At 44.3% G+C, this 22894-nt stretch carries 23 protein-coding genes; 3 read left to right on the top strand and 20 right to left on the bottom strand.

Annotated features, from left to right (window positions below; translation table 11 throughout):
* The first annotated feature begins 20 nt into the window (after positions 1-20).
* Together G9F48_RS07850 and G9F48_RS07845 are read left to right on the top strand one after the other, a co-directional pair.
* Positions 21-644, top strand: coding sequence for a TetR/AcrR family transcriptional regulator (locus tag G9F48_RS07850; RefSeq protein WP_172615166.1), 624 nt, complete (start codon positions 21-23; stop codon positions 642-644).
* Positions 617-1954 carry an MFS transporter gene (locus G9F48_RS07845; RefSeq protein ID WP_022553858.1) on the top strand — a complete coding sequence of 446 codons (1338 nt, stop codon included), beginning with the start codon at positions 617-619 and terminating at the stop codon, positions 1952-1954. Before G9F48_RS07850 ends, G9F48_RS07845 begins: the two co-directional genes overlap by 28 nt.
* Positions 1955-2618: 664 nt before the next feature.
* On the opposite strand, the gene G9F48_RS07840 is transcribed toward G9F48_RS07845, so the two are convergent.
* The 5 genes from G9F48_RS07840 to ctpB all read right to left on the bottom strand — a co-directional run bounded on the left by G9F48_RS07840 (position 2619) and on the right by ctpB (position 8103).
* On the bottom strand, positions 2619-3356 hold the full coding sequence (locus tag G9F48_RS07840; protein ID WP_165409313.1) for a thioesterase II family protein: 738 nt from the start codon (positions 3354-3356) through the stop codon (positions 2619-2621).
* Between the two features lie 50 nt (positions 3357-3406).
* A complete protein-coding gene (locus tag G9F48_RS07835) occupies positions 3407-4474 on the bottom strand; it encodes a DUF3810 domain-containing protein (RefSeq protein WP_165409312.1) in 1068 nt (355 codons plus the stop codon).
* Between the two features lie 279 nt (positions 4475-4753).
* Positions 4754-5944 carry a S1C family serine protease gene (locus G9F48_RS07830; RefSeq protein WP_165409311.1) on the bottom strand — a complete coding sequence of 397 codons (1191 nt, stop codon included), beginning with the start codon at positions 5942-5944 and terminating at the stop codon, positions 4754-4756.
* Between the two features lie 74 nt (positions 5945-6018).
* Entirely contained in the window at positions 6019-6372 is a 354-nt protein-coding gene (swrA, locus tag G9F48_RS07825; protein ID WP_014305920.1) for a swarming motility protein SwrAA, read from the bottom strand.
* 372 nt (positions 6373-6744) lie between these two features.
* On the bottom strand, positions 6745-8103 hold the full coding sequence (gene ctpB / locus G9F48_RS07820; RefSeq protein ID WP_446697967.1) for a carboxy-terminal processing protease CtpB: 1359 nt from the start codon (positions 8101-8103) through the stop codon (positions 6745-6747).
* A 209-nt stretch (positions 8104-8312) separates the two neighbouring features.
* Here ctpB and G9F48_RS07815 point away from each other — a divergent pair, with 209 nt between their 5' ends.
* Positions 8313-9719 carry a right-handed parallel beta-helix repeat-containing protein gene (locus tag G9F48_RS07815; protein WP_165409309.1) on the top strand — a complete coding sequence of 469 codons (1407 nt, stop codon included), beginning with the start codon at positions 8313-8315 and terminating at the stop codon, positions 9717-9719.
* A 46-nt stretch (positions 9720-9765) separates the two neighbouring features.
* Here the strand turns inward: G9F48_RS07815 and ftsX are convergent, their stop codons facing one another.
* The 15 genes from ftsX to G9F48_RS07740 all read right to left on the bottom strand — a co-directional run bounded on the left by ftsX (position 9766) and on the right by G9F48_RS07740 (position 22879).
* The gene (gene ftsX, locus G9F48_RS07810) at positions 9766-10656 is read right to left on the bottom strand and encodes a permease-like cell division protein FtsX (protein WP_013353766.1); all 891 of its coding nucleotides are present in this window, start codon (positions 10654-10656) and stop codon (positions 9766-9768) included.
* Positions 10649-11335 (bottom strand): cell division ATP-binding protein FtsE, encoded by a 687-nt coding sequence (gene ftsE / locus G9F48_RS07805; RefSeq protein WP_003151418.1) that lies wholly within the window; start codon positions 11333-11335, stop codon positions 10649-10651. Before ftsE ends, ftsX begins: the two co-directional genes overlap by 8 nt.
* A gap of 218 nt (positions 11336-11553) precedes the next feature.
* The gene (cccB, locus tag G9F48_RS07800) at positions 11554-11895 is read right to left on the bottom strand and encodes a cytochrome c551 (protein ID WP_003151417.1); all 342 of its coding nucleotides are present in this window, start codon (positions 11893-11895) and stop codon (positions 11554-11556) included.
* A gap of 35 nt (positions 11896-11930) precedes the next feature.
* Positions 11931-12779, bottom strand: a complete 849-nt coding sequence (locus G9F48_RS07795; RefSeq protein WP_007614078.1) for a YitT family protein — start codon at positions 12777-12779, stop codon at positions 11931-11933.
* Between the two features lie 169 nt (positions 12780-12948).
* A protein-coding gene (gene prfB / locus G9F48_RS07790) for a peptide chain release factor 2 (RefSeq protein WP_096034905.1) occupies positions 12949-14050 on the bottom strand; the annotation gives its coding sequence in 2 pieces (ribosomal slippage) (positions 12949-13977 and positions 13979-14050; 1101 coding nt in all).
* A gap of 74 nt (positions 14051-14124) precedes the next feature.
* Complete coding sequence (gene secA, locus G9F48_RS07785; RefSeq protein ID WP_003151414.1) at positions 14125-16650, bottom strand: preprotein translocase subunit SecA; 2526 nt, start codon at positions 16648-16650, stop codon at positions 14125-14127.
* Positions 16651-16816: 166 nt separating this feature from the next.
* Positions 16817-17383, bottom strand: coding sequence for a ribosome hibernation-promoting factor, HPF/YfiA family (gene hpf, locus G9F48_RS07780; RefSeq protein WP_003151413.1), 567 nt, complete (start codon positions 17381-17383; stop codon positions 16817-16819).
* 194 nt (positions 17384-17577) lie between these two features.
* Complete coding sequence (locus G9F48_RS07775; protein ID WP_003151412.1) at positions 17578-17955, bottom strand: hypothetical protein; 378 nt, start codon at positions 17953-17955, stop codon at positions 17578-17580.
* 9 nt (positions 17956-17964) lie between these two features.
* The gene (fliT, locus tag G9F48_RS07770) at positions 17965-18309 is read right to left on the bottom strand and encodes a flagella biosynthesis regulatory protein FliT (protein ID WP_003151410.1); all 345 of its coding nucleotides are present in this window, start codon (positions 18307-18309) and stop codon (positions 17965-17967) included.
* A complete protein-coding gene (fliS, locus tag G9F48_RS07765; protein WP_003151407.1) occupies positions 18309-18710 on the bottom strand; it encodes a flagellar export chaperone FliS in 402 nt (133 codons plus the stop codon). Before fliS ends, fliT begins: the two co-directional genes overlap by 1 nt.
* Before the next feature lie 19 nt (positions 18711-18729).
* Positions 18730-20250, bottom strand: a complete 1521-nt coding sequence (locus G9F48_RS07760) for a flagellar hook-associated protein 2 (protein ID WP_165409308.1) — start codon at positions 20248-20250, stop codon at positions 18730-18732.
* Between the two features lie 249 nt (positions 20251-20499).
* Positions 20500-21486: a flagellin N-terminal helical domain-containing protein gene (locus G9F48_RS07755; protein WP_007407474.1), complete on the bottom strand. Its 987-nt coding sequence runs from the start codon at positions 21484-21486 to the stop codon at positions 20500-20502.
* 144 nt (positions 21487-21630) lie between these two features.
* The gene (csrA, locus tag G9F48_RS07750) at positions 21631-21855 is read right to left on the bottom strand and encodes a carbon storage regulator CsrA (protein ID WP_003151402.1); all 225 of its coding nucleotides are present in this window, start codon (positions 21853-21855) and stop codon (positions 21631-21633) included.
* Positions 21849-22280 (bottom strand): flagellar assembly protein FliW, encoded by a 432-nt coding sequence (gene fliW / locus G9F48_RS07745; RefSeq protein ID WP_060657507.1) that lies wholly within the window; start codon positions 22278-22280, stop codon positions 21849-21851. Before fliW ends, csrA begins: the two co-directional genes overlap by 7 nt.
* 29 nt (positions 22281-22309) lie before the next feature.
* Entirely contained in the window at positions 22310-22879 is a 570-nt protein-coding gene (locus G9F48_RS07740) for a DUF6470 family protein (protein WP_003151397.1), read from the bottom strand.
* Positions 22880-22894: the final 15 nt, after the last annotated feature.

The raw sequence follows: 22894 nt of genomic DNA, 5'->3' as shown, positions 1-22894 counted from the left end.
TTTACGCGAGGTGAAACATGTTGAGAACGACGAACAAGAGAATTATTGACGCCGCGATGAATCTGATCATCCAAAAAGGATACCGCGCAGCGACAACAAAGGAAATCGCAGAAAAAGCAAAAGTAAGCGAAGCAACGATTTTCCGTAATTTTAAAAACAAGCAAGGATTAATGAAAGCCATGATTGAACAGCAGGCGCCGGTTCCGGAAAGCATGATCACCAAGGCGGAAGGCGATCTGTATGAGGATCTTCTTCATTTCGCCGCGACCCTTCTGCAGCAATTGGAACAAAAAAAAGAAGTGTTCCGCATCTGCCTGCGCGAACCGGAACTATTCGAAGACGTCCTGCAGGATATTGTCGTATATCCTCAATCCGTGAAAAAGCATTTAATCGTTTACTTTAAGGAGCTGACAAAGAAAAATATAATAAGCCCCGGCAGCGAAGAAGCTAATGCAGACGTCTTTATGACGATGATTTTCGGTTATTTTATACACCGGCTGCAGCTGGGGAAAAGAGTCATTACTCTCTCTGAGGAAACGATGCTGAAACACAGCACTGAGATTTTCATGAAAGGCATTACCGGCCGGTCATTTTCCGGCTCCAAGGAGGATGAAGGATGGGTTCAAAGAAAGAATGGGCGCTGATCGTTTCGCTTTTGCTGGGAGCCATACTCGTTCCCATCAATTCTACGATGATCGCAGTCGCTCTTTCGTCCATTTCCCGCTCATTCAGCGAATCAATTGCCAGCATCACATGGGTAGTGACCGTGTATTTAATCGTGATGGCCGTGACACAGCCCATTGCCGGCAAACTCGGTGATATGTACGGAAACAAAAAAATGTATTTATGGGGCGTCGGCCTTTTTCTCATCGCATCATTGGGGTGCGCCCTCTCGCCAAGTCTTTTCTTATTGATTTTCTTCCGGGCGCTTCAGGCTGCCGGCGGCGCTTTGCTTACGCCAAACAGCATCGCCATCATCCGCCATGTCGTGTCTGAAAAACGGCTTCCGAAAGTATTCGGCTTTTTCGGCCTCGGCGCCGGGCTGGGCGCGGCTCTCGGTCCGTTTATCGGCTCTCTTTTAATTGAGAGCTTCAGCTGGCATTCGATCTTTTGGGTCAACATTCCGTTTCTTGCGATCGCACTCGTGACGGCATTAGTAATGTTTCCTAAATATAAAGAAGAAACGTCTGACGCTCCGCTTGATATCATCGGGTCCGTTTTGCTTGCCGGAAGCATTGTATCTATAATTCTTCTGACGAAAAATGAAAGCTCTTTGGGCTATTGGGTGTACGCGCTGCTCATTCTCATATTTGTTCCGCTATTTTTCAGGCGGGAGCTGCGCACGAAACATCCGATTATTGATTTTGACCTGTTTAAAAACACGACCTTTACGAGCGCCAATCTGTCGGTCCTGTTAAGCAATTTAATGATGTACGCCGTGTTATTGATTATGCCGCTCTTTATGACCGGCCACTTCAGCATGAATACGTCGCACAGCGGCATGGCGCTGTCAGTCTTTTCTGTTTTCATGTCCGCCAGCAACTGGGGCGGAGCTCAGCTGCATCAGAAATGGGGCGCGCGAAGAATGATTTTTCTGTCCTTCGGGCTGATGGCTGTAGCCAATCTCTTATTTCTGCTTTTGGTTTATTCCCATTCCGTTCCGTTTCTTATGGCATCGCTTATTGTAGGGGGCATCGCGTCCGGTGCGGGGCTGACGAGCATGCAGGTGTCTTCTCTTGCGACGGTAGAACCGGGCATGTCCGGTATCGCATCCGGGATTTTTTCCACCTTCCGTTATTTCGGAAGCATTATTTCTTCAGCACTGATCGGTTTAATCTCCGGGTTTCATATTCTGTTTATCATATTGATCGGAGTTTCTGTGATCGGCTTGTTCGTATCGCTTGGAATTAAGTCCGGGGAAACCGTTCAGACAAAAAAAAGCCATTCGGCATAACGAAAAAGGTTCCGTAAGCATCTGCTTTCCGGAACCTTTTCTAGTTTTCCTTCTTCATTTTCTCTCTCAAAGTGTCACCGCACTCCCCCGCTGCATAGAGTATCGCAACGCCGTTTGCTCTATGAGAATCTTTTTATTTAAAAGAGAAAAGGGAAATGTAAATCGCTAAGAGCTCAGATCAAGTTCGGCCGCTTGCGCCGTAATCCGGCCGTAAAAAAAGCCCGGCCGCCGTGTTGTTAGCGGCACCAGGCTTTTTATATGTGATTTTTCATAATTAATAAAACTGAAAGCTTATTATTTCCAATGTTTTTTCTTAATTTTTTTCATAATTCTCCTTACTAAAACCTACCTAAAACAATTATTGAATATTACTTTTATAATTAAGCAAAATTAAGTAACAATCATTGAAGGATTCTCAGACTGATAAAATTTATTTTAAATATAATATTTCAAAACACATTCAAACTGTACAAAGAAAAGAAAGTCTAAATTTTTATTTTTGGAACTTGATTGGGACAAGAAAGTCTAAACCAAAATCTTTTTAGATTTATATAATAACACGTCTGTCGATTATCCAAATTCTACCAAAAAAATGAATGCAAAAGAGGGATTCCTCTTGTACAATGTAAGTTACCACACCAACATTGACGAAACGAGGAATCTCTCATGAACAAGAATAAGTCTCTGTATCTTTAACAATAGTATTTACAATATCATTAGGATACCGATTCAAAAAAAAATGTTCTCCTTTAAACTTATGAAATTTCACGTTTCCTTCAACAACTTCACTCCATTTATGCATTTCATTGATATGAGTCGAAAAATCGCTATCCGCATAAAAAACGCTTACTCCACAACTTATTTTTTCTGCTTTGGGCTGAAACTTATAATTGTCCAAAATTATAAAATCTGCTCGCAAAATCGGAAGAAACATATCCATAATCTCTTTTGTATAAAACTCCTCTGGTATTCCCCCATATTGTTCCACCTTTGTCAAGAAAGTTTCATTAGTCATATTTTCAATGTCTTCTCTCTTTTCAAAAATATGTGGAGCATCTCGCCCAGAAAAAAACAGATTCCTTGGTTCCTTAGTTCCCATTTGCTTAAGTTTATAATATATCTCATAAGTCAATAAGGCTCCCATGCTGTGTCCAAATATAACATATTCATCGTCATATTCTAATTGTTCACTTATTCTTTTGGCGATATCTTCACTTGCTTCACCAACAGACTGGTAACAAGGCTCTGTGAATCGAGTTCCTCTTCCAGCCAATTCACATATACACAATTCATATCTATCCGGCAGTAGTTTTTTCCATTCATAATATGCATTTACCGACGCTCCAGCATATGGAATAGGAAATACTTTTATTTTATTTATTTCACTCACTCCTATGTTCAACTTGAGCCCACTATCATTACTATATAAACCTATAAGTATTCAAGATACATTTAATTGTACTTCTCTATCTCTCGCTGCTCTGCCAGCAACAAATTCACCATATCACTATAGCTATTCAAACCGTCTGTCTGATTATTTGCCTTCAGATATACATCATTTACATTTCTTGAAATACTTGAAATAACACCCTCATACTTATCCCGGTACTGCTCATTTTGTTCTATATCATGCTGCACCGCCTTGGACAGACTGGACATTATATCAGACGCCTGATCTGGATCCACTTTCTTTAGCTCAGATATAGAATAATCAAATGCTAGAAAAAAACCACTGTAAAGTATCATTGGATCATCCTGCTGCTTACATGCCAGATATGCTATAAAATTTGCCTCATCCTCATGCATGAAACCACTCTGATGTGCCAATTCATGTGCCATAGTAGCAGGCACCAAAAAAACTGGCACATTAACATTGATATTGGATTCATAAGTAAAAGGGACAAAAATACCATGTATCCCTGCATGCGACATTAGTTTTGACATCACCACTGGTTTTGGTGTTGAATATGAATGCTCCAAAACAGGATATTTCTTTGATAACATTTGCATCGAGAACACTGCGTGTTGTGCATAATAATCAAAAACCTCTGGTACATGAGCCAAAAGATCAGTATCCGCTAACTTTTCCCTTGCCAATTCCATTTCAACGGCAAGTGACTTACTCAATTTAACCAGTTCTTCCTTGCTGTAGTTCTCTTCTTTATATTCGGTATGAGACAAAAAAGAATATCTGTGATAGTTTATTCCACCCAAAATAGTATAACAAAAATATATCACGCTACAGATCGTAACGATTCCTAGAGCACCACGATAAACTACCATCCTACGTGCACCTTTACTCATGATGACCTTGCGCACATAATAAACGATATAAAATAGAAATAGTAACACAACCAACACGACGAGCCATTCACTAACAGAAAATGTGACCCAAGAAGGTACAAGTCCTACTGTTTTTGACAATAACGGATATACAGACCTACTGTATTTTTCCGCCCAATCCTGATGGTTCTGCGCGTGTTTTGTCAGTATATAAGCTATAACTCCAAGTGAGATCAACGGCAATCTCTTAAGTAAAAGCTTTTTTATAATGTACTCCCCCTATCCAACATAACCATTATAATCAGTTATTCTTAATATATATCCTGCTAAAGATTCATCTTCTAAAGGTTTTGGAGTTAGCAATAACCTTTCCAATAAGTCATACCTCTCCTTCATTTATTTTTTTATTATTTTCAAAATAAAACAGCTAAGAAAATATAATTTTCTTAGCTGTTTTATTTTGAAATCTAGTTTAGGAGTTCTTGAAACTATTCCGAATAATTATGAAAAATCACATTATAATGCTGTCATTTCTTCGTGCTCGTGTTCATCCTGCACGAATAAAATACCTAATTCATGATGTTCGCCTTCATAGGACGCGCGCTGATCAAACCGGATTTCACCATTCAGGCCGATAATCTCCATTTTTACAAATGCGCGGTTTTTTTGAAGTGCTTCATAAAAATCCGATACATGCTTCACGGGGATGCCGTTTACTTTCGTAATAATCTCACCGATCTTCAGCTCAAGATCGTCCGCGGGTGTATTCGGAATGATGCCGAGCACCATTAAGCCCTGATCCCGCTTAGAGAAATAAAACGGAGCCGCGTTATCGTTCAGCCGCTGTCTCAATGATAAAAACAGGCGTCCGAGCACCGCAATACAAGCGGTAGCTCCGGCAAGCGGAGTCCACCAAAGGGCAGCTGCCCCGAATGCGGTCACGATAACCCCGAGAATCATGACACGTTTCGCCGTTATCCTTATGCTGACTTCCGGAAGTGACCCCTGCACACGCTGTCCGAAGCCGGCGATATAAGGAATCCAGATCAAATGGAAAGAGCCGCCCGGCACGGTAAAGACAGGCCACCAAGAAAGATGTGACTCAAGCCCGCTGCCCGGCACCAATAAGAAAAGCGGAAGCAGCCATGCGCGATTCGCCAATTGTCGGCCGATGGGCAGGCCTCTGCTGCTGACGACAAGCGCCGGAGATGTTTTCAGATGCGCTGAACGGCAGGCAGCCGCTCCCTCCGTGATAATCAAAAGGCCCATAAACACGGCCGCCGACGCCCAATTCACGCCGAATGCCTGCGGAAACCGATCCGCAAACGGCACTGTGTGGGTATACTGAAGGAGAAACGCAATGAACATGCCGGCGCTGACAATATAAGCTGATGACAGCCAATTCATACGGAACGTCAGTGAAGCCAAAGCCGTCACGGCCGCGATTATGCCGAGAAGACCGAATGGAATCGAAATTCCCAGTCCAAAAAATAATATGGAGAGAAGAATACCCGGTATAAGTCCTTTTATGTATGTAAAGATAAGCTCGTCATACATATCCGCGATTTTTGTATGAAACGTATGGCGTTCACGTTTGATCCGCAAATATCCGCATGCGAGACTTATGATGATAAAAAACCAGAACATCGGGTGCAAAAAAAACAGACCGATACTTTTCAGAAGTTCAATTCCCCATTGAACAGACACTGCTTTCACCGCCTCAAGCCAAACATTTTAATTCTATTCTACCAAATAATCATTGGCTTGAATATCTCAAACGTCTATCTCTCTTCCGTCATCCACAGCGTTACATTTGAGAGAGAGAAATCTTTCAGATAGTGGTCAACCTCCACCTCGATCACGCCGCTGATCAGAAGCATGGACCGTTTAATATCCGTCAGATTGATTCCTAAACGTTTATGGTTTTTCATTAAGTAAGTGAAATAATGCTTCGCACACTCTTCATTGATTTCGTGAACGCATTCAACATTTGTGTAATTGACCAGGTATCTGCTGAACAGCATAAGAAGACTTAGTGCTTTTGTTGATGAAAATGTGACGTCTTTTGTTCTGTCTTTTAGTTGTTCCACTAATTCATAATATTTTTTTTCACGCACAATACTTGCCCTCTTCAATTGTGAACCCCCATTTTTTTATCCAGATAAGCACGGGTGATTACAGCTGCCGTGCTGAAGCGCCGCAAACACTTCTGCTTTCGATACTGAAATGCAGCTGCCAAACTAAAACTGTTCTCTATTAGAACCTTCTTTTATTGTAAGAACTAAAACTGACTGAGGCAACTTTCAAAAGTTTCATTTTGAATACATATTAACTCGGCATAAAGTCTCTCTTCTCTATAAATATCGGGTAATGTTTGTCCTTTATAAATGTTTAAATGTGAAAATTTTTTTAATATCTTGTCAAAACCGTCATAATTATATGCCTTTTGGTTCATTTTTTACGAATGACAAAAGAAACAGGAGACGCAAAAAACGCCTCCTTTTCATTTATTTTACAAATAATGATTTTAACGCCATTTGCAGCTGCAAATCATTTTTTTCGTCAGATTTCTTCTCATTCATCAGCTGATTCATTTTTTCCGCTGTCTTTTTATCAATGACCGCTGTTTTATCAAGCTTGTACCGGTCTTGAAACGCCAGAACGGCTTTTTTCATTGTTTTGCTGAAATAGCCGTCCGCTCTGCCCGGGTCGAAGCCTAGGCCTTTCAGCAGGATTTGGGCGTGCTTGACATCCGCGCTGTTCATATCAGGCTGAAGCGGCTGTTTCAGCTGAAGCGGTCCCGCCGCAAAATAATCCGGCTGGCTCACGGCGATTGTCGGAGCAATGCCTTTTTTGTGAATCCAATTGCCTTTCGGTGTCAGCCATTTGTAAAGCGTCAATTTAATGTTGCTCCCGTCTCCCATAGGCACGGCCTGCTGAACCGTTCCTTTACCGAAAGAAGTGTCACCGACAACGTCATAATGTCCCGCTTCTTTTAACGCGCCCGCAAGAATTTCTGAAGCGGAGGCGCTTCCTTTATCTGTTATAATATTGACGGGATACGGCTTCTTATGTTTTAAGGTTGAGAAATATTGTTTTTTATCGCCGTTACGCTCCGCAATTTGGATATACGGCATGTCTTTTGTGATGAAATGCTTTAAAATTTGTTCGACGCTTTGAAGGTAGCCGCCGGGATTCCCCCTTACATCAAGGACGAGACCGTCAATCCCTTGTTTTTCAAGCTTTTTCAGCGCCGCGGCGAAGTCCTCGGCGGTATGCTCGGAAAATGTCGATATGCCGATGTAGCCGACATGATGACCGCCTGATTCTTTGCGGGAAGCAAATACGGTTTCAAGCGGGATTTCCGCTCTTTTAATCCGGAATGACAGCTGTTTTTCAGTACCCGGACGCTGTATTTTAATAGAAACCTTCGATCCTTTTTTTCCTCTGATTTTCAGCACGGCTTCGTTTAAATCTTTCCCGTTCATTGACACGCCGTTTATACTGATGATTTCATCATTCGGCTTGAGGCCCGCTTTTTCCGCCGGAGATTGCTTAAACGGTGATACGATAATGATTTTATTGTCTTTCATACCGACTTCAGCGCCGATCCCTTCGAAAGAAGAATCAAGAGAATCGGAAAACTGCTTGGCGGTCTGCTTGTCCATATAAACGGAATAAGGGTCGTTTAATGTAGACAGCATCCCCTGAATCGCTCCTTCAAGAAGCTTTTCTTTATCTACATTTTCCACGTATTCGTTCGAGATCAGCTCATATGCTTTTTCGATTTTTTCCATTGCCCGGCTTCTTTCTGCGTCTGATGAATTCGGCTGTGCCGCCCCGGCAATATGGGCTCCGCCGCACATGATGCTGACGGCAGCTATCACTGCGATCATTTTCTGCTTCATCGTTTACCTCCTCTTAGTCCTTTTACGAAAACCTGGAGATAGTATGTGTAAATTGCAAAGAATTCATGTAACGGCAACAAAAAAATGAAAATGCGAGATTGTTTCATATATATGGGTAACGTATAATATTTTGTATGCAATTCATTATATATACAGGAGAATGCGATATGAAAATAAAATTATCGATTTTATCCGCGGCAGTTCTGGCCGCAGGCATTACCGCCTTTGTCTGGCCAAAAACAGAGGCCAATGAGAAAGCGCAGACGGACGCCTTGTATGTTTCTCCCGCAGGCAGCGACCAAAATGAAGGAACGAAAGAAAAGCCGTTCCGCACATTAAAACATGCGGCTGAAAAGGCAGAGGCCGGAACAACCGTATTGATTCGGGAAGGGACATATGATGAAACGTTTGAAGTAAAGCACAGCGGCACGGCCGAAAAGCCGATTACATTTCGGAACTATCAGAATGAGCATGTCGCCATCAGCGGCAAATCTGCGCCAAAAAGCGATTCTGAAACTCCGTTAATTCAAATCCACAATAAACAGTACATTACCATTCACGGCATTACGCTTGAGAATCTCTCCGTATCATCAGAAGATGCGACGGCCATGGGGATCTGCGTCACCGGATCAAGCAGTCATATCAACATTGACGGCAACCATATCCGGAACATTAAAACCACGGCTGATGAAGGAAACGCACACGGCATCGCATTTTACGGCACAGGCGCCATGAAGGATGTCAGCATCACAAATAATACGGTTGAAAAACTGACGCTCGGCGCAAGCGAAGCGGTCGTGCTGAACGGAAATGTTGACGGATTTAAGATTGCCGGCAATACCATCCGGGACAATAACAATATCGGGATTGACGTGATCGGATACGAAGGAACATCCAAGCAAAACGACTATGCGCGAAACGGCATCATTGAAAACAATACGGTGAGCCATAACTCTTCTTACGGAAATCCCGCTTACGGAGATGAATATTCAGCGGGCGGTATTTACGTTGACGGCGCAGAACATGTGGACATTAAGAAAAACACCGTTTACAACAATGACCTTGGGATTGAAGCCACCTCTGAGCATAAAGGGAAATACGCACGAGATATCCGGATCACGGATAACAAGGTGTACGGCAATGCTTATACCGGTATTTCAATCGGAGGCTATGACACGAAACGCGGCGGCACCATCAATTCGGTGATCGCTCACAACATCATGTACCGAAATGACACGAAGGACCTTGACGGCGGCCAGCTGCTCCTGCAGTACGGCACAAAAGGGAACACGATCGAAAAAAACATCATGACGGCAAGCGATTCACGGATTTTTATCGCAAATGATTTTACGAAAAACGAAGACAATACCGTTAATCATAACGTTTATCACAAAGAAGAGGGAAAAGACGGCATCTGGAATTGGAAAAACAGAGAATATGATTCATTCACAGCGTACCGAAAAGGAACGGCAAACGATTCGGATTCCATTTATGCGGATCCGATGTACCGTGACGAATCGTCTTATGACTTTACATTAAAGCCCGGATCACCGGCCCTGCCCGTCATTCAGTAACGAAACCATTAAAAAAAGCCAGTCTATATCAGACTGGCTTTTGTATTTATACACGAAGGAATTTCCGGATGGAAGTCAGACTTCCCCATACCCCGATTACCGCGCCGATCAGAATGAGCACAAGTGATACTTGGAACACAAACGGACTGTACGGCAGAAGTGAAACAAATGATCCCTGAACTTTCGGGGCCACCCAAGCGACCATCGACTGGTACGTACTCAGCACGAGAGCGATCGGTATGACAGAACCGAATACCCCCAGCAGCAGTCCTTCCAGGAAGAACGGCCAGCGGATAAACCAGTTTGTCGCGCCGACAAGCTTCATGATTTCAATCTCTTTTCTTCTGGCGAAAATCGTGATTTTAATCGTATTCGAAATTAAGAACATCGCCGTGAACAGAAGGCCGATGATTAACGCAATCCCGATGTTGCGTGACACCCCGACGATCTTAAACAGACGGCTGACTTCTTCTTTCCCGTATGTCACTTTATACACATGATCAAGCTTCTCAATTTTTTTCGCGACTTTCGGCGTATCATGCGGATCTGTCGTTTTGACGATAAACGCGTTGTTCAGCGGGTTTTCCTGATCTTGCATTTTCATGGCCTTTCCGCTGTCGCCGAAGCTTTTGACCAATTGATCAAGCTCTTTATCTTTAGATGAAAACTCTACGCTTTGGATACCCGAGATGTCTTTAATCTCATTCTGCAGCGTATCCTGCGTTTTCTTATTTGACGTCAGATCGATTAATACTTTAATTTCCACTTCTTTTTCAGCATTTTTAGCCATGTTGTTTAAATTCAGCATAATGACTAAAAACACGCCGACCAAAATCAATGTAACGGTAACGGCACTGATGGATGCAAATGTCATCCACGTGTTTCTTCCGAGAGATTTAAAACTCTCACGCAAATGGCGCCCGAGAATTTTAATCATAAGAACCATACTCCCCTCTTGACTCATCACGCACAATAATTCCGTCTTCGATCGCGATGACCCGTTTCTTCATGGTGTTTACTATTTCTTTATTGTGTGTCGCCATCACGACGGTCGTTCCGCGGTTATTAATCTCTTCCAGTGTCTTCATCACTTCCCATGATGTTACCGGATCAAGGTTGCCCGTCGGTTCGTCAGCTATCACGACGTCAGGATTGTTGACGATGGATCTTGCGATGGAAACACGCTGCTGTTCTCCTCCGGAAAGCTGGTCGGGAAACTGCCGCGCTTTATGCTTCAGCTGCACAAGATCGAGCACTTCGAGCACGCGTTTTTTAATGACTGACTGCTGCTCTCCGATAACCTCAAGCGCAAACGCTACGTTTTCAAATACCGTCAATTTCGGAAGGAGTTTGAAATCTTGGAAAACAACACCTATTTTACGCCGCACGAAAGGAATCTCTTTTTCTTTCACAGCCGCGAGATCTTTATGGTTAATCAATATTTGCCCTTTTGTCGGTTTTTCTTCTCTGTAAATCATTTTAATAAAAGTAGATTTACCGGCTCCGCTCGGTCCTACGACATATACAAATTCTCCGGGATGAATCATGACTGACAGCCCGTTAATCGCTTTTACACCGTTCGGATAGGATTTATATACTTCTTTCATCTCTATCATGAAATCACCTAATCTTTTATTTATGTCTTGCAGCCATAGAGTTCGCAAACGTACAGCGGTTTATGGCCGATTCGTCAGGAAACAGATGAAAAATCTGAAAGTTCCTTTTCCTCAGTACACTTCATTATACGTCAAATTTAGACATATTACTATTACAGTTTCTTTTCATTCCCAGACCGAGAAAAAACCTTGCCCCTATAACAGGCAAGGTTTTTCTGTTATTTTTTCTGTGACAGCCATTTTGCGATCTTCGCGGCTTCCTCATCATTTACAAGATGGCTCGGCATATTGCCGCGTCCGTTTTTAATGATGCTTTCAATTTTAGCTTCATCATACTTCCCGCCGACTTCCTGTAAATTCGGACCTCCGCCGCCTTCTAAGTCTTTACCGTGACAGCCGATACAGCTTTGCTGATAAAGCTCTTCTCCTGCTGACGCAGATGCTTTTGACCCGCCTGAGCTGTCAGAGCTTTCTTTTTTCGATTCATTGGAACCGCCGCATGCCGCCAGCAGGACGGACATGGTCAGAACCAGCGCCAGCAGCGCCCATTTTGATTTCATATGTAAGATGCACCCCTTCGCTATTATAACCCCGTTTACGCGCGTTTGAAACCCTCGCCGAGCACCTCGCTTGCGTCTGCGACAATGACAAAGGCTGACTCATCAATTTGTTTGACGATTTGTTTCAGTTTTGTGAATTCGGTCTGGCCGACGACACACATTAAGATCGGCCGGTCATGTTCCGTATACCCGCCGACTGCGGAAATCTTCGTCACACCCCTGTCGATTTCTTTAAACACAGCCGACCTGACGGCTTCTTCATGCTGCGTAATGATTAAAGCCATTTTGGAGCGGTTGAACCCGACCTGCACGACATCAATCGTTTTGCTTGAAATAAATACCCCGAGCATCGCATACAGTCCCTGCTCCACTCCGAAAACGAGCATCGCGCTCAGCACAATTAATCCGTCCATGATGGCAAGGCACGTTCCCAGCGACAGTCCCGTGTATTTGTGAATGATCTGCCCCGCCAGAGCCGTTCCCCCCGTGGAGCCTTTGCCGAGATACACGATACCGATTCCCGTTCCGATCCCGACGCCTCCGAAAATCGCCGCCAGCAGTTCATGGGTCGTCGCGGCAGGCAGATCTCTTGTTAAATAGACAGCGAGCGGCAGAACGATGGAACCGACCAGTGTCTTCATTCCGAACTTCCCGCCGAGAATAATCACTCCGGCGATAAACAAAGGGATGTTAATAATCCACTGCACGTAAGCCGGTTCAAAACCAAACGTTTCTAAAATGGTACTGATCCCGCTTACTCCCCCCGCTGCTATACGGTTCGGCAGCAAAAATACGTTAAACACGACCCCCGTAATCGCCGCGCCGATCATGATGTATATATAATCTTTGATCAGACGGAGCGGCTTATTGTGATTCACATCCATGCAAAATCCTCCGTTCTCCGATTTTCTCTCGATAGCATTTTAAGTCTTCCCGGCTTAGAAGTAAATAACAGCCAAATACCGTATTAATTTGCTAAAGCGCTGTTGTGAAAAATGGAAAAAGAGAACGGATAAAAAAACACACCTTGCCAAAGGCAGGTGTGTTCCCGGATTACGACAGTTTAGAACGTAAATAGGCGTCAATGAAGATATCAATATCTCCGTCCATAACCGCCTGCACGTTCCCCATTTCCGTATTGGTCCGGTGATCTTTCACCATGGAGTACGGATGGAAGACGTACGAGCGGATTTGGCTGCCCCAGCCGATTTCTTTCTGTTCACCGCGGATTTCGTCAAGCTCCGCCTGCTGTTCTTCAATTCTGCGCTGATACAGCTTCGCTTTGAGCATTTTCATCGCCCGGTCGCGGTTTTTGATTTGTGAACGTTCCGTCTGGCACGTGACGACTACATTTGTCGGCAGGTGGGTGATCCGAACGGCTGAATCAGTCGTATTGACGTGCTGTCCCCCGGCACCGCTCGCACGGTACGTATCAACTTTAATATCTTCGGTCCGAATATCAATGTCGATTTCTTCATTGAATTCAGGCATGACTTCACATGACACAAATGACGTGTGGCGGCGGCCTGATGAATCAAATGGAGAAATCCGCACGAGGCGGTGTACGCCTTTTTCCGCTTTTAAATAGCCGTATGCATTGTGGCCTTTAATAAGCAGTGTGACTGACTTAATTCCTGCTTCATCTCCCGGGAGATAATCTAGCGTTTCAACTTTGAAACCGCGTCTTTCCGCCCAGCGGGTATACATTCTGAGCAGCATGGAACCCCAGTCCTGGGATTCCGTACCGCCGGCCCCCGGATGAAGTTCTAAAATCGCGTTATTTTTGTCATATGGTTCACTGAGCAGCAGCTGAAGCTCAAATTCATTCAATTCCTTCGTTAATGACTTCAGCTCTTTTTCAAGCTCTTGCTGAAGGTCCTGGTCAGGTTCTTCTTTTAAAAGATCATGTGTCATTTGCAGCTCTTCGTGAGACTCGCTCAGCTGATGATAGGAGTTCACGTATTCCTTCAGACCGTTCGCTTCGTTAATGACGGTTTGGGCCTTCTGCTGGTCATTCCAGAATTCCGGTTCCGCCATCTTTTCATCTAATTCTGCAATGCGGGCTTCCTTTGATTCGAGGTCAAAGAGACCCCCTGAAGTCCGCTAAACGAGAAGCCATATTTTCGAGCTCTGCCCTGATTTCTGATAATTCCATTCCATTCACCTCATTAAAAGATCCGGGGCGCCATAAGACGCAGACCCGGTCATGTTCGCTTCATACAGTCGAGACTATTCTGTCCGGCCGCAGCAATTTTTATATTTTTTTCCGCTTCCGCAATGGCAAGGCGCGTTGCGTCCGATATCCACAACTTTGCGGACCGGCGCTTTTTTCGCTTGTTTGGCCTCATCGCCGTCCTGCGGCTGATGAGCCGTCGTTTGGCCCTGAACAACTTCTTCGCGTTCCAGATTGCTTTCAATCTCGGCCTTCATGACGAATTTCGCAACTTCGTCCTCAATGGACTCAATCATGTGCTCAAACATTGCGAAGCCTTCCATTTGATATTCACGCAGCGGATTTGTCTGCGCATAAGCGCGAAGGTGAATCCCTTGACGCAGCTGATCCATCGCATCAATATGATCCATCCATTTTGAATCAACGGCACGCAATACGATGACTTTTTCAAATTCACGCATCTGCTCTGTACCGAAATTCTCTTCTTTTTCATTATATTTCGTCATGATGCGGTCCATGATCATCTCATGCATTTCATCCGGTTCTTTTCCGAAGATATCGCTCTTTTCAAGCGCGCCTTCATCAAGATACGTTGAATTCACCAGCTCCACGAGGCCGTCAAGATTCCATTCTTCCGGAAGCTCCTCTTTCGGCGTATAAGCGGCAATCGCACGCTCCAGAGAAGACTTGATCATGCCTTCCACAATGTCGCGCAGGTTTTCAGAGTCAATGACTTCAAAACGCTGCTTGTAAATGACTTCGCGCTGCTGACGGAGCACGTCGTCATATTGAAGAAGCTGCTTACGTGAATCGAAGTTGTTTCCTTCGACACGTTTTTGAGATGATTCCACGGCGCGTGACACCATTTTGCTCTGAATCGGCGTGGAGTCATCCATACCGAACCGGTCAAGCATCGCCATCGTCCGTTCAGCTCCGAAACGGCGCATCAATTCATCTTCCATTGAAAGATAAAATTGTGTGATGCCCGGGTCTCCCTGACGTCCTGAACGTCCGCGGAGCTGATTATCAATCCGGCGGGATTCGTGGCGTTCCGTACCGACGACTGCAAGGCCGCCAAGCTCTTTTACGCCTTCCCCGAGTTTAATGTCGGTTCCGCGTCCCGCCATGTTGGTCGCAATCGTGACAGCGCCTTTTTGTCCCGCTTCTTCAATAATCTGAGCTTCACGCTCATGGTTTTTGGCATTCAGCACCTGATGCGGAATCCCTTTGTTTTTCAGAAGTTTAGAAATCAATTCAGACGTTTCAACGGCAACCGTACCGACAAGAACCGGCTGTCCGGTCATATAGCGCTGGGCGACATCCTCCGCCACCGCCTTGAATTTCCCTTCCATTGAGCGGTAGATCAAGTCCGGACGGTCGTCACGGATGACCGGCTGGTTGGTCGGGATGGATACAACCTGCATGTTATAAATATTGCGGAATTCTTCCTCTTCCGTTTTTGCGGTACCGGTCATACCGGCCAGCTTTTCGTACATACGGAAATAGTTTTGGAACGTAATCGTCGCCAATGTCATGCTTTCATTTTGAATCTCCAGGCCTTCTTTCGCCTCAATTGCCTGGTGAAGACCTTCGCTGTAGCGGCGTCCTTTCATCAGACGGCCGGTGAAGGAATCAACGATGACGACCTGGCCGTCCTCAACAACATAATCCACGTCTTTCTGCATTGCCGCATGGGCTTTTAAAGCCTGGTTGATATGGTGGTTCAAGGCCACGTTTTTGACATCAAACAGGTTGTCGATGCCGAACGTTTTTTCAGCCTTCGTCATTCCTTCTTCCGTCAGCTGAACGCCTTTCGTTTTGACGTCATACGTATAATCCTGATCTTTCTTGAGCGTGCGGACAAACGCATTTGCCTGCACGTACAGTTTTGTGGACTTCTGAGCTTGTCCGGAAATAATCAATGGCGTTCTCGCTTCATCGACTAAAATTGAATCGACTTCATCAATAACGGCAAAATGAAGCGGACGCTGCACCATTTGTTCTTTATAGAGCACCATGTTGTCACGCAAATAATCAAAGCCGAGTTCATTGTTCGTTGAATACGTGATATCGGCTGCGTAAGCTTCGCGTTTTTCGTCTTTTGACATCGAATTCAGGTTCAGGCCGACTGTAAGCCCGAGAAACGCAAAGATTTCTCCCATTTGCTGGGCATCACGGCTCGCCAGATATTCGTTGACCGTTACGACGTGAACGCCTTTTCCCGTCAACGCATTTAAATACACGGGAAGCGTAGACGTCAGCGTTTTCCCTTCCCCTGTTTTCATTTCGGAAATGTTCCCCTCATGAAGGGCGATGCCCCCCATGAGCTGCACTTTAAACGGGAACATGCCGGTTACGCGGCGGGAAGCTTCACGAACGACGGCAAACGCTTCGACAAGAAGGTCATCCGTCGTTTCTCCTTTTTCAAGCCGCTCTTTAAATTCTGCCGTTTTATTTTTAAGCGCCTCGTCAGAAAGATTTTCATAATCTCCTCTTACGGCATCAATGTCATTTGCTATTTTTTCGTATTTGTTCAGCGCACGTTTGGTCGGATCAAACATTTTATTTAAAATCCCAAGCATCTATAACGCTCCTCTATGTTCACATGCAGATTTTGCATGGAATAAATGATAATTTTCTGTCCATGTATACCTCTCATTATCATAACATACCTTTTGCTATTTCCAAAGAATTTGCAGATAAAGATAGAGAAAAACCTTCCGCGCGTTCACGGAAGGCTGGATGGGTTTATTCAGTCGGTTCAATTAATCCGTATTTGCCGTCATTTCTGCGATAAACGACATTTGTGAGATTCGTCTCCGCGTTGGTGAATACGAAGAAATTATGTCCGAGCATATTCATTTGGAGAATCGCTTCTTCATTATCCATCGGTTTTAAATTAAAACGCTTTTGACGGACAATTTCCGGGCTGTCATCTTCAATTTCGTCCTGAACCGCTACGCCCGTATCAGCAGCGCTGCCGTTCTCGAAATAATGTTTCGGAAGACCCTGCTCGCGGAATTTTCGGTTGACTTTTGTTTTATGCTTTCGGATTTGACGTTCCAGCTTGTTTGTTGCGAGATCAATTGCATTGTACATATCCTCGTTATGCACTTCAGAACGAAGCGCCAGATCAGTCATCGGAATGGTGACTTCAACTTTGGATTCCTTATCGTTATAGAATTTTAAGTTGACGTTCACATCGGCATTGACGCTCTGCTCAAAATATCGTTCCAGCTTGCCGATTTTTCTCTCCACATGATCCTTTAACGCAGGTGTAACCTCAATGTTTTCTCCTCTGATATTGTAGTTCATCAAAGAACGCCTCCCTTTATCTAAGGATATGTAACTATTTCTCTTTTACCCCTTCTGATCCCTGCTGAAACGTTAAAATAATGTGTAAATTCGGTGAACGATGACGAATGGTGTCGGTTTTATCCGGCAGCTTCCGGCAGGATTATAAGTATATGCAAAGGACGCAGGCAAAAGACCTGCCGCTTGCAGCAGGTCTAGTGAAGAACATACGGTTTGATGCAGTCGTGCGTCTGCTCCATCCATAGCTTATAATGCGGCAGAAAGATGGTTTTTAAAAACTCCTGAAAAGGGGCGGACGGGAAATCATAATCATTTAACATGCTGAAATCCTGAAAGATCTCGTCAAATGAGCGGATCGCCGTCTCCACGCATCGGCACTCAATGATAGACAGCAGAAGTGCATGAGAGGAATCGAGATGAAAAAAAGCCTGAATCAAATCGTTGTAAATCCGCTCGCCCTCCGTCTTAAAAAAATCATCCTGCGTGTCCAACAGGTAGCAAAGCCCCTCATCAATCGTAAAAAGAAGCTGGTAATAGGCTGACACCAAATGGTAATCGTTCAAACTTCTCAAAACACTCACCTATTTGCGTTTGTCGTAATAACGGCCGTCACTTGTCGTTTGCTGATACGGATTGAAATACGTATTATGGTAGATTCGTTTTTTCTTAAGCGTTTTTATTTCATTTCGGATGCCATCCTGAATCCGTTTCACTTCGCCGGTAATCAGACGGTCCATCGCGGCCACCTGCTGAAGCAGCGTTTTTTCTTCTTCGGAAAAAGGCGGCTTTATGCCCGCAAGCATCTCCTCCCTTTTCTCCGTAAATGCCGTAACGCTGCTGATGAGACCGTCGCTTTCCGGGGCGTCCTTCAGCGCAGCGTACATGTTCTTCGTTTCGTTATACAAAGAAAAGACATTGCTGTTCATCAGGCAAGGCCGCCCGCGCCATGGCTGTTTTTCCGTTCACTCTGCATGGCCTGCTTCCACGTGTCGCGAAATTCAGTAACGAGCTTTTCCGCTTCATCTAAAAACTCTCCGTTATTCTGCACGTTCGCATCGATCAGCCGGCGGCGGATGTAATCATAGATTGATGACATCTGCTCAGAAATCTCAATCTCCCGGTTTAACGTGATGCTGAGCTCTTGAATGATGTTTTGCGCCTTTACGATATTTTCATTTTTGGCTTCAAGGTTGTTTTGCTTCATCGCCTGCCTTGCCAGCTTAATGAATCGCAGGCAGCCGTTATAAAGCATAAGGGTCAGCTCTTCCGGAGCGGCTGTAAAGACGGATGTCTGCTGATAAGCAGCAAAAGGATTATTTATTGCCATTTTTATAAAACCTCCAAGGTTATGATGTTGAAGATCCTAACATTGACGTGAGATATGAAGATTGGCTGTTCAATTTCTCCAATGCCGTATCCAGTGCGCTGAACTTTTTATAATATCTCGTCTCGATGTCATCCAGCTTCGTTTTCATATTGGAAATATTTGTTTCTATTTCATCCAGGCTTTTTCCAATGGCAAAGCTGGTTGATACCGAGCTTTCCGTACCCGCCTGTTTTGAAATTTGAATCTGCATTTTATTTAATGTGTCTTTTAATCTCCGGGCAATCCCCTGTTCCTCCGGGTTTTTGGTTTTCGCTGTATCAGGGCTGTCTGCATTAAACAGTTTAGCCACGAGAGCAGGATTCTCGGTAATTTTCTGTTTCAGTTTCGCTTCGTCTTTAATGACAAGCTTTCCTTGATCCGTATAACTATCAGACGTCTCAATTCCGAAATCGGCAAGCTGATATTTTTTCCCGTCAATCGTAACCGTTGAGTACAGATCAAGCCGCATCTCCGCCAAACCGTTCTGCAGCGTGCTGTCGCTCCGTAATAAACCGCTTTTGGCTTTTGCCTCCCACTGCTCAATCTGCTTATCGGTCATTGCTTCTCTTTGTTCATCGGTTAGCGGCTTATAATCGCGGTATTTTGATTCTGTCACCTTCTCGTTTGCGCTTTTAATTAACGTATTGTATTTATCAACGAAATCTTTAATGTTGTTAAAAATGCCGTCCGTATCAGTCGTGCTGTTAATCGTAACCGTTTTATTGCTGTCCGTCACGCTGTTCAGCGTGTATTTGATGCCGTTGATCGTAAAGTTATTTAACGTTTTTGTCATTTCAAGCCCGTTGAACGTAAACTTCGCGTTTTTCCCTTCGGCATTGGCCGTCAGTTCATTTGTTGCATCATCAACGGCAAAACCGAGCTGATCTTTCAGAAAGCTTTTGGTCGCGTCATCACCTGCTGAAAGGGTAAACCCTTCCCCCGTTTTATTGGAAGTGAACGCAATCGTGTCCACATAATCCGAGCCGTTAGAGATTTTCTCTTTTAAAGCCGTCACTCCGAGACCCGAGCTGTTCAGTTTGGTGACCACATCATCAATCGTATCGGTTGCGGCGATCGTGACGTTTACCTCAGTCGGCTTCGTTTCACCCGGATTTGTGACATTGAATTTCAATGTTTGGCTTTGACCCGAAGTGAAATTGATAGCGCCCGATGATTTATATGTCGTCGGCGTAGCCAGCTGCTGTACAGACATGCTCGTTGAAATATTCTGCTCAGCACTGACGGCCACCGCGCTGACACTGGAATCCGAACTTGTTACTGTTTTTTTATTCCAGTTTGTGGACATCAGCATATTATTAAATGTAGTAGAATACATGTCGGCAATCTGGGTATTCATTTCCCGATAAGCATCGCGCTTCCATTCAAGCGTCTGCTTTTGCTGGTTTAATTTATTAAGCGGCTGCTTTTCGGCATCCATCATTTTTTTCACCAGAGAATCTACATCAAGACCGGAATTAAGGCCTGTGATTCTTGTGACCATATGTACCCTCTCCTTTTCGGCGTTTAGTCGTAGACGGCTCTATGACAACAGTGAGTTTCCGACTGTTTATCATATCACAGCTCCATAAATGTATGATCTTATTCTTATATCGGTCATATTAAAAGGTTTTCAATAATTTAACTGCAAAATATAATGTTTCATTTTGTCAATAGGGTTCTTCGGCATGATGAAGGGGGAAATAGCTGAGGAAATAAAAAAAGACCCTGGAGAACCAGGATCTTTCCGTCATTAACCTTTAAGCAATTGAAGAACTTGCTGAGGCTGTTGGTTAGCTTGCGCAAGCATAGCTTGAGAAGCCTGAGTAAGGATGTTGTTTTTCGTGTACTCCATCATCTCAGAAGCCATGTCTACGTCACGGATACGTGATTCAGCAGAAGTCAGGTTCTCAGAAGAAGTACCAAGGTTGTTGATTGTGTGCTCTAAACGGTTTTGAACCGCACCAAGTTTAGCGCGCTCGCTTGAAACTGTGTCGATAGCTGTTTTGATTGTTGTAAGAGCTGAAGACGCAGCTTTAGCTGAAGAAGAGATGTCGATACCTTTTGTTACTTTAGAATCTGCAGCTAATTTTTCAGATGCAATAACTTTACCGCCAGCATCGTAATAACCAGCCGGTTTGTTTGTAGCATCGTCTGCATCCGCCCAAGTAGCAGTGCTTCCGTCAGTTGCTGTAAGTGTATTTTGATCTCCAGATACAGTATAAGTCGTACCAACTTTCAGGCTTTCAGAGTCCATTTTATTGATAGACAGGCTCATTGTTTGGCCTTCGTTAGCTCCGATTTGGAACGTCAGGTTTTGCGCAGTTCCGTCAAGAAGTTTCTTCGTGTTGAACTCAGTGTCAGTAGAGATTCTTGTTACTTCAGACGCTAATTGGTCCATCTCTTTTTGAAGCTCAGAACGGTCAGAATCAGTGTTTGTATCGTTCGCCGCTTGTGTAGCAAGCTCGCTCATACGCTGAAGAATGCTGTGAGTTTCGTTCAATGCACCCTCAGATGTTTGGATAAGAGAGATTCCGTCTTGAGCGTTTTTAGACGCCATGTCTAAACCGCGGATTTGAGAACGCATTTTTTCAGAGATCGCAAGACCCGCAGCGTCATCACCAGCGCGGTTGATGCGAAGACCTGAAGATAATTTTTCCATGTTTTTTGCAGCAGAGTTTGAACCTGCATTCAGCTGACGGCTAGTGTTAAGAGCCGCGATATTGTGGTTGATTCTCATTTTGTATTTCCTCCCTGAATTGTTTTTCGCACGTCCTTGTGCATTTGCGCAGCGTCATTTCTGAAGAAAATTTTTCCTCTCATTGGCTACAATATATATATCGGATGGCCGCTTCTATTGTTTATATTGAAAATAAAAAAATCCTCACTTTTTTTGTGAGGATAAGTTAAGTAATAAATCAGTATTAAAAGATACGGCTCTGTTGTTCTCTTCCAGGATCGACAAGTAGATTTCTTTCCGGTGAATATCTACGTGCTGAGGCGCTTCAATTCCCAGCTTCACTTGTTCTCCTTCGATAGCGATCACCTTTATTTCAATATCCGGCCCGATCTGAATGGACTCATTCACTTTTCTTGAGAGAACTAGCATGATCCTCCTCCTATCAGATGTTTTGTTTCATAGGAAGCATCATGTAAAATGATTTGTTTCGCCTTCATTTCCTTTTTATTGACGATAATCGGCGCTTTTAAATTGGCGGTCGTGTTTTCAAAAGGCTCTTCCAGTGTTAAAATCGCCATCACTTCGACGTCCTCTATATCTTCAATGTGCAAAAGCTCAAGCGTCGCTTGGTCAATGTCAAATTCGTACCCTTTAAAGAAAATAAACGGACTGGCGACAATAAAGGCGATGTGCTCCTGTTTCACAGACTGCAGCGCCAAAAACGGTGAATCTTCCGACAAAGGAAGAACAACAAATTGAGTCTCTTCATTAAATCCCGGCAGGCCGTTTTCAAATGAGATAATCTGCCCTTCATCTATTCTGATTTCTCCGTGATATTTTGTTTTAATTATCATGCTTCACAATCCTTTACCACTTTCATCTTTTATTCTGCGTTGCCATCATCAACCGAAATCGTCACCTTAGGGTCTTGCATCATATCAATCTGAACTTTCCCCGGCGTATAATTCCATACAGGTTTATTGACGGCTGCTTCAATTGAAGGTTTGCGGGCTTCAATATCAATCGTAAGCTTTGAAGGAATGCAGTCAATGTCGACGAGAAACTGCGCAGGCAGAAAGTCGCTGAATTCGCCGAATGGATCGGGCGGACTGACATCTGCTGCCTGCCGGGCCATCACATTGCCCGTTTTCTTTTCGATAGCCGCCATTTCCTTCCCTTCCCTGACTGTTTTTGCGATAAACTCGCTGCAGGCTTCCGCACCTTTTTGAGCGGCTTCAGCGTTCAGCTTTTCAAATGATTTGAGATTCAAGTTCTCCCACGCCCTCGTCTGGTCAATCGTCAGTTTGGCCGGCGTGCTTTCAATGTTCAGCTCTGCCGGCGGCTGCTCGATTTCCAGGTCAGCGGGCGGCTGTTCCATCTCGATTTCTTCCTTTTGAAAGGTTATACCGATTTTAGCAGGCACACTGTCAATAATCAATCTCGGCATCTGCACAGAGATCCCTCCTGT

The sequence above is a fragment of the Bacillus sp. EKM420B genome, assembly GCF_011065565.1.
GTDB lineage: Bacteria > Bacillota > Bacilli > Bacillales > Bacillaceae > Bacillus > Bacillus velezensis.
Note: the sequence above shows the minus strand (reverse complement) of the source record. Positions and strands in the feature narration are given on the sequence as shown.

Bases quoted from the DNA above. Each gene is read 5' to 3' on its own strand.
- G9F48_RS07845 (WP_022553858.1), top strand. From the start codon at position 617: ATGGGTTCAAAGAAAGAATGGGCGCTGATCGTTTCGCTTTTGCTGGGA.
- ctpB (WP_446697967.1), bottom strand. From the start codon at position 8,103: ATGTGCGGCGGAGCCCATATTGCCGGGGCGGCACAGCCGAATTCATCA.
- G9F48_RS07815 (WP_165409309.1), top strand. From the start codon at position 8,313: ATGAAAATAAAATTATCGATTTTATCCGCGGCAGTTCTGGCCGCAGGC.
- ftsX (WP_013353766.1), bottom strand. From the start codon at position 10,656: ATGATTAAAATTCTCGGGCGCCATTTGCGTGAGAGTTTTAAATCTCTC.
- ftsE (WP_003151418.1), bottom strand. From the start codon at position 11,335: ATGATAGAGATGAAAGAAGTATATAAATCCTATCCGAACGGTGTAAAA.
- cccB (WP_003151417.1), bottom strand. From the start codon at position 11,895: ATGAAATCAAAATGGGCGCTGCTGGCGCTGGTTCTGACCATGTCCGTC.
- G9F48_RS07795 (WP_007614078.1), bottom strand. From the start codon at position 12,779: ATGGATGTGAATCACAATAAGCCGCTCCGTCTGATCAAAGATTATATA.
- secA (WP_003151414.1), bottom strand. From the start codon at position 16,650: ATGCTTGGGATTTTAAATAAAATGTTTGATCCGACCAAACGTGCGCTG.
- hpf (WP_003151413.1), bottom strand. From the start codon at position 17,383: ATGAACTACAATATCAGAGGAGAAAACATTGAGGTTACACCTGCGTTA.
- fliT (WP_003151410.1), bottom strand. From the start codon at position 18,309: ATGAACAGCAATGTCTTTTCTTTGTATAACGAAACGAAGAACATGTAC.
- fliS (WP_003151407.1), bottom strand. From the start codon at position 18,710: ATGGCAATAAATAATCCTTTTGCTGCTTATCAGCAGACATCCGTCTTT.
- G9F48_RS07760 (WP_165409308.1), bottom strand. From the start codon at position 20,250: ATGGTCACAAGAATCACAGGCCTTAATTCCGGTCTTGATGTAGATTCT.
- G9F48_RS07755 (WP_007407474.1), bottom strand. From the start codon at position 21,486: ATGAGAATCAACCACAATATCGCGGCTCTTAACACTAGCCGTCAGCTG.
- csrA (WP_003151402.1), bottom strand. From the start codon at position 21,855: ATGCTAGTTCTCTCAAGAAAAGTGAATGAGTCCATTCAGATCGGGCCG.
- fliW (WP_060657507.1), bottom strand. From the start codon at position 22,280: ATGATAATTAAAACAAAATATCACGGAGAAATCAGAATAGATGAAGGG.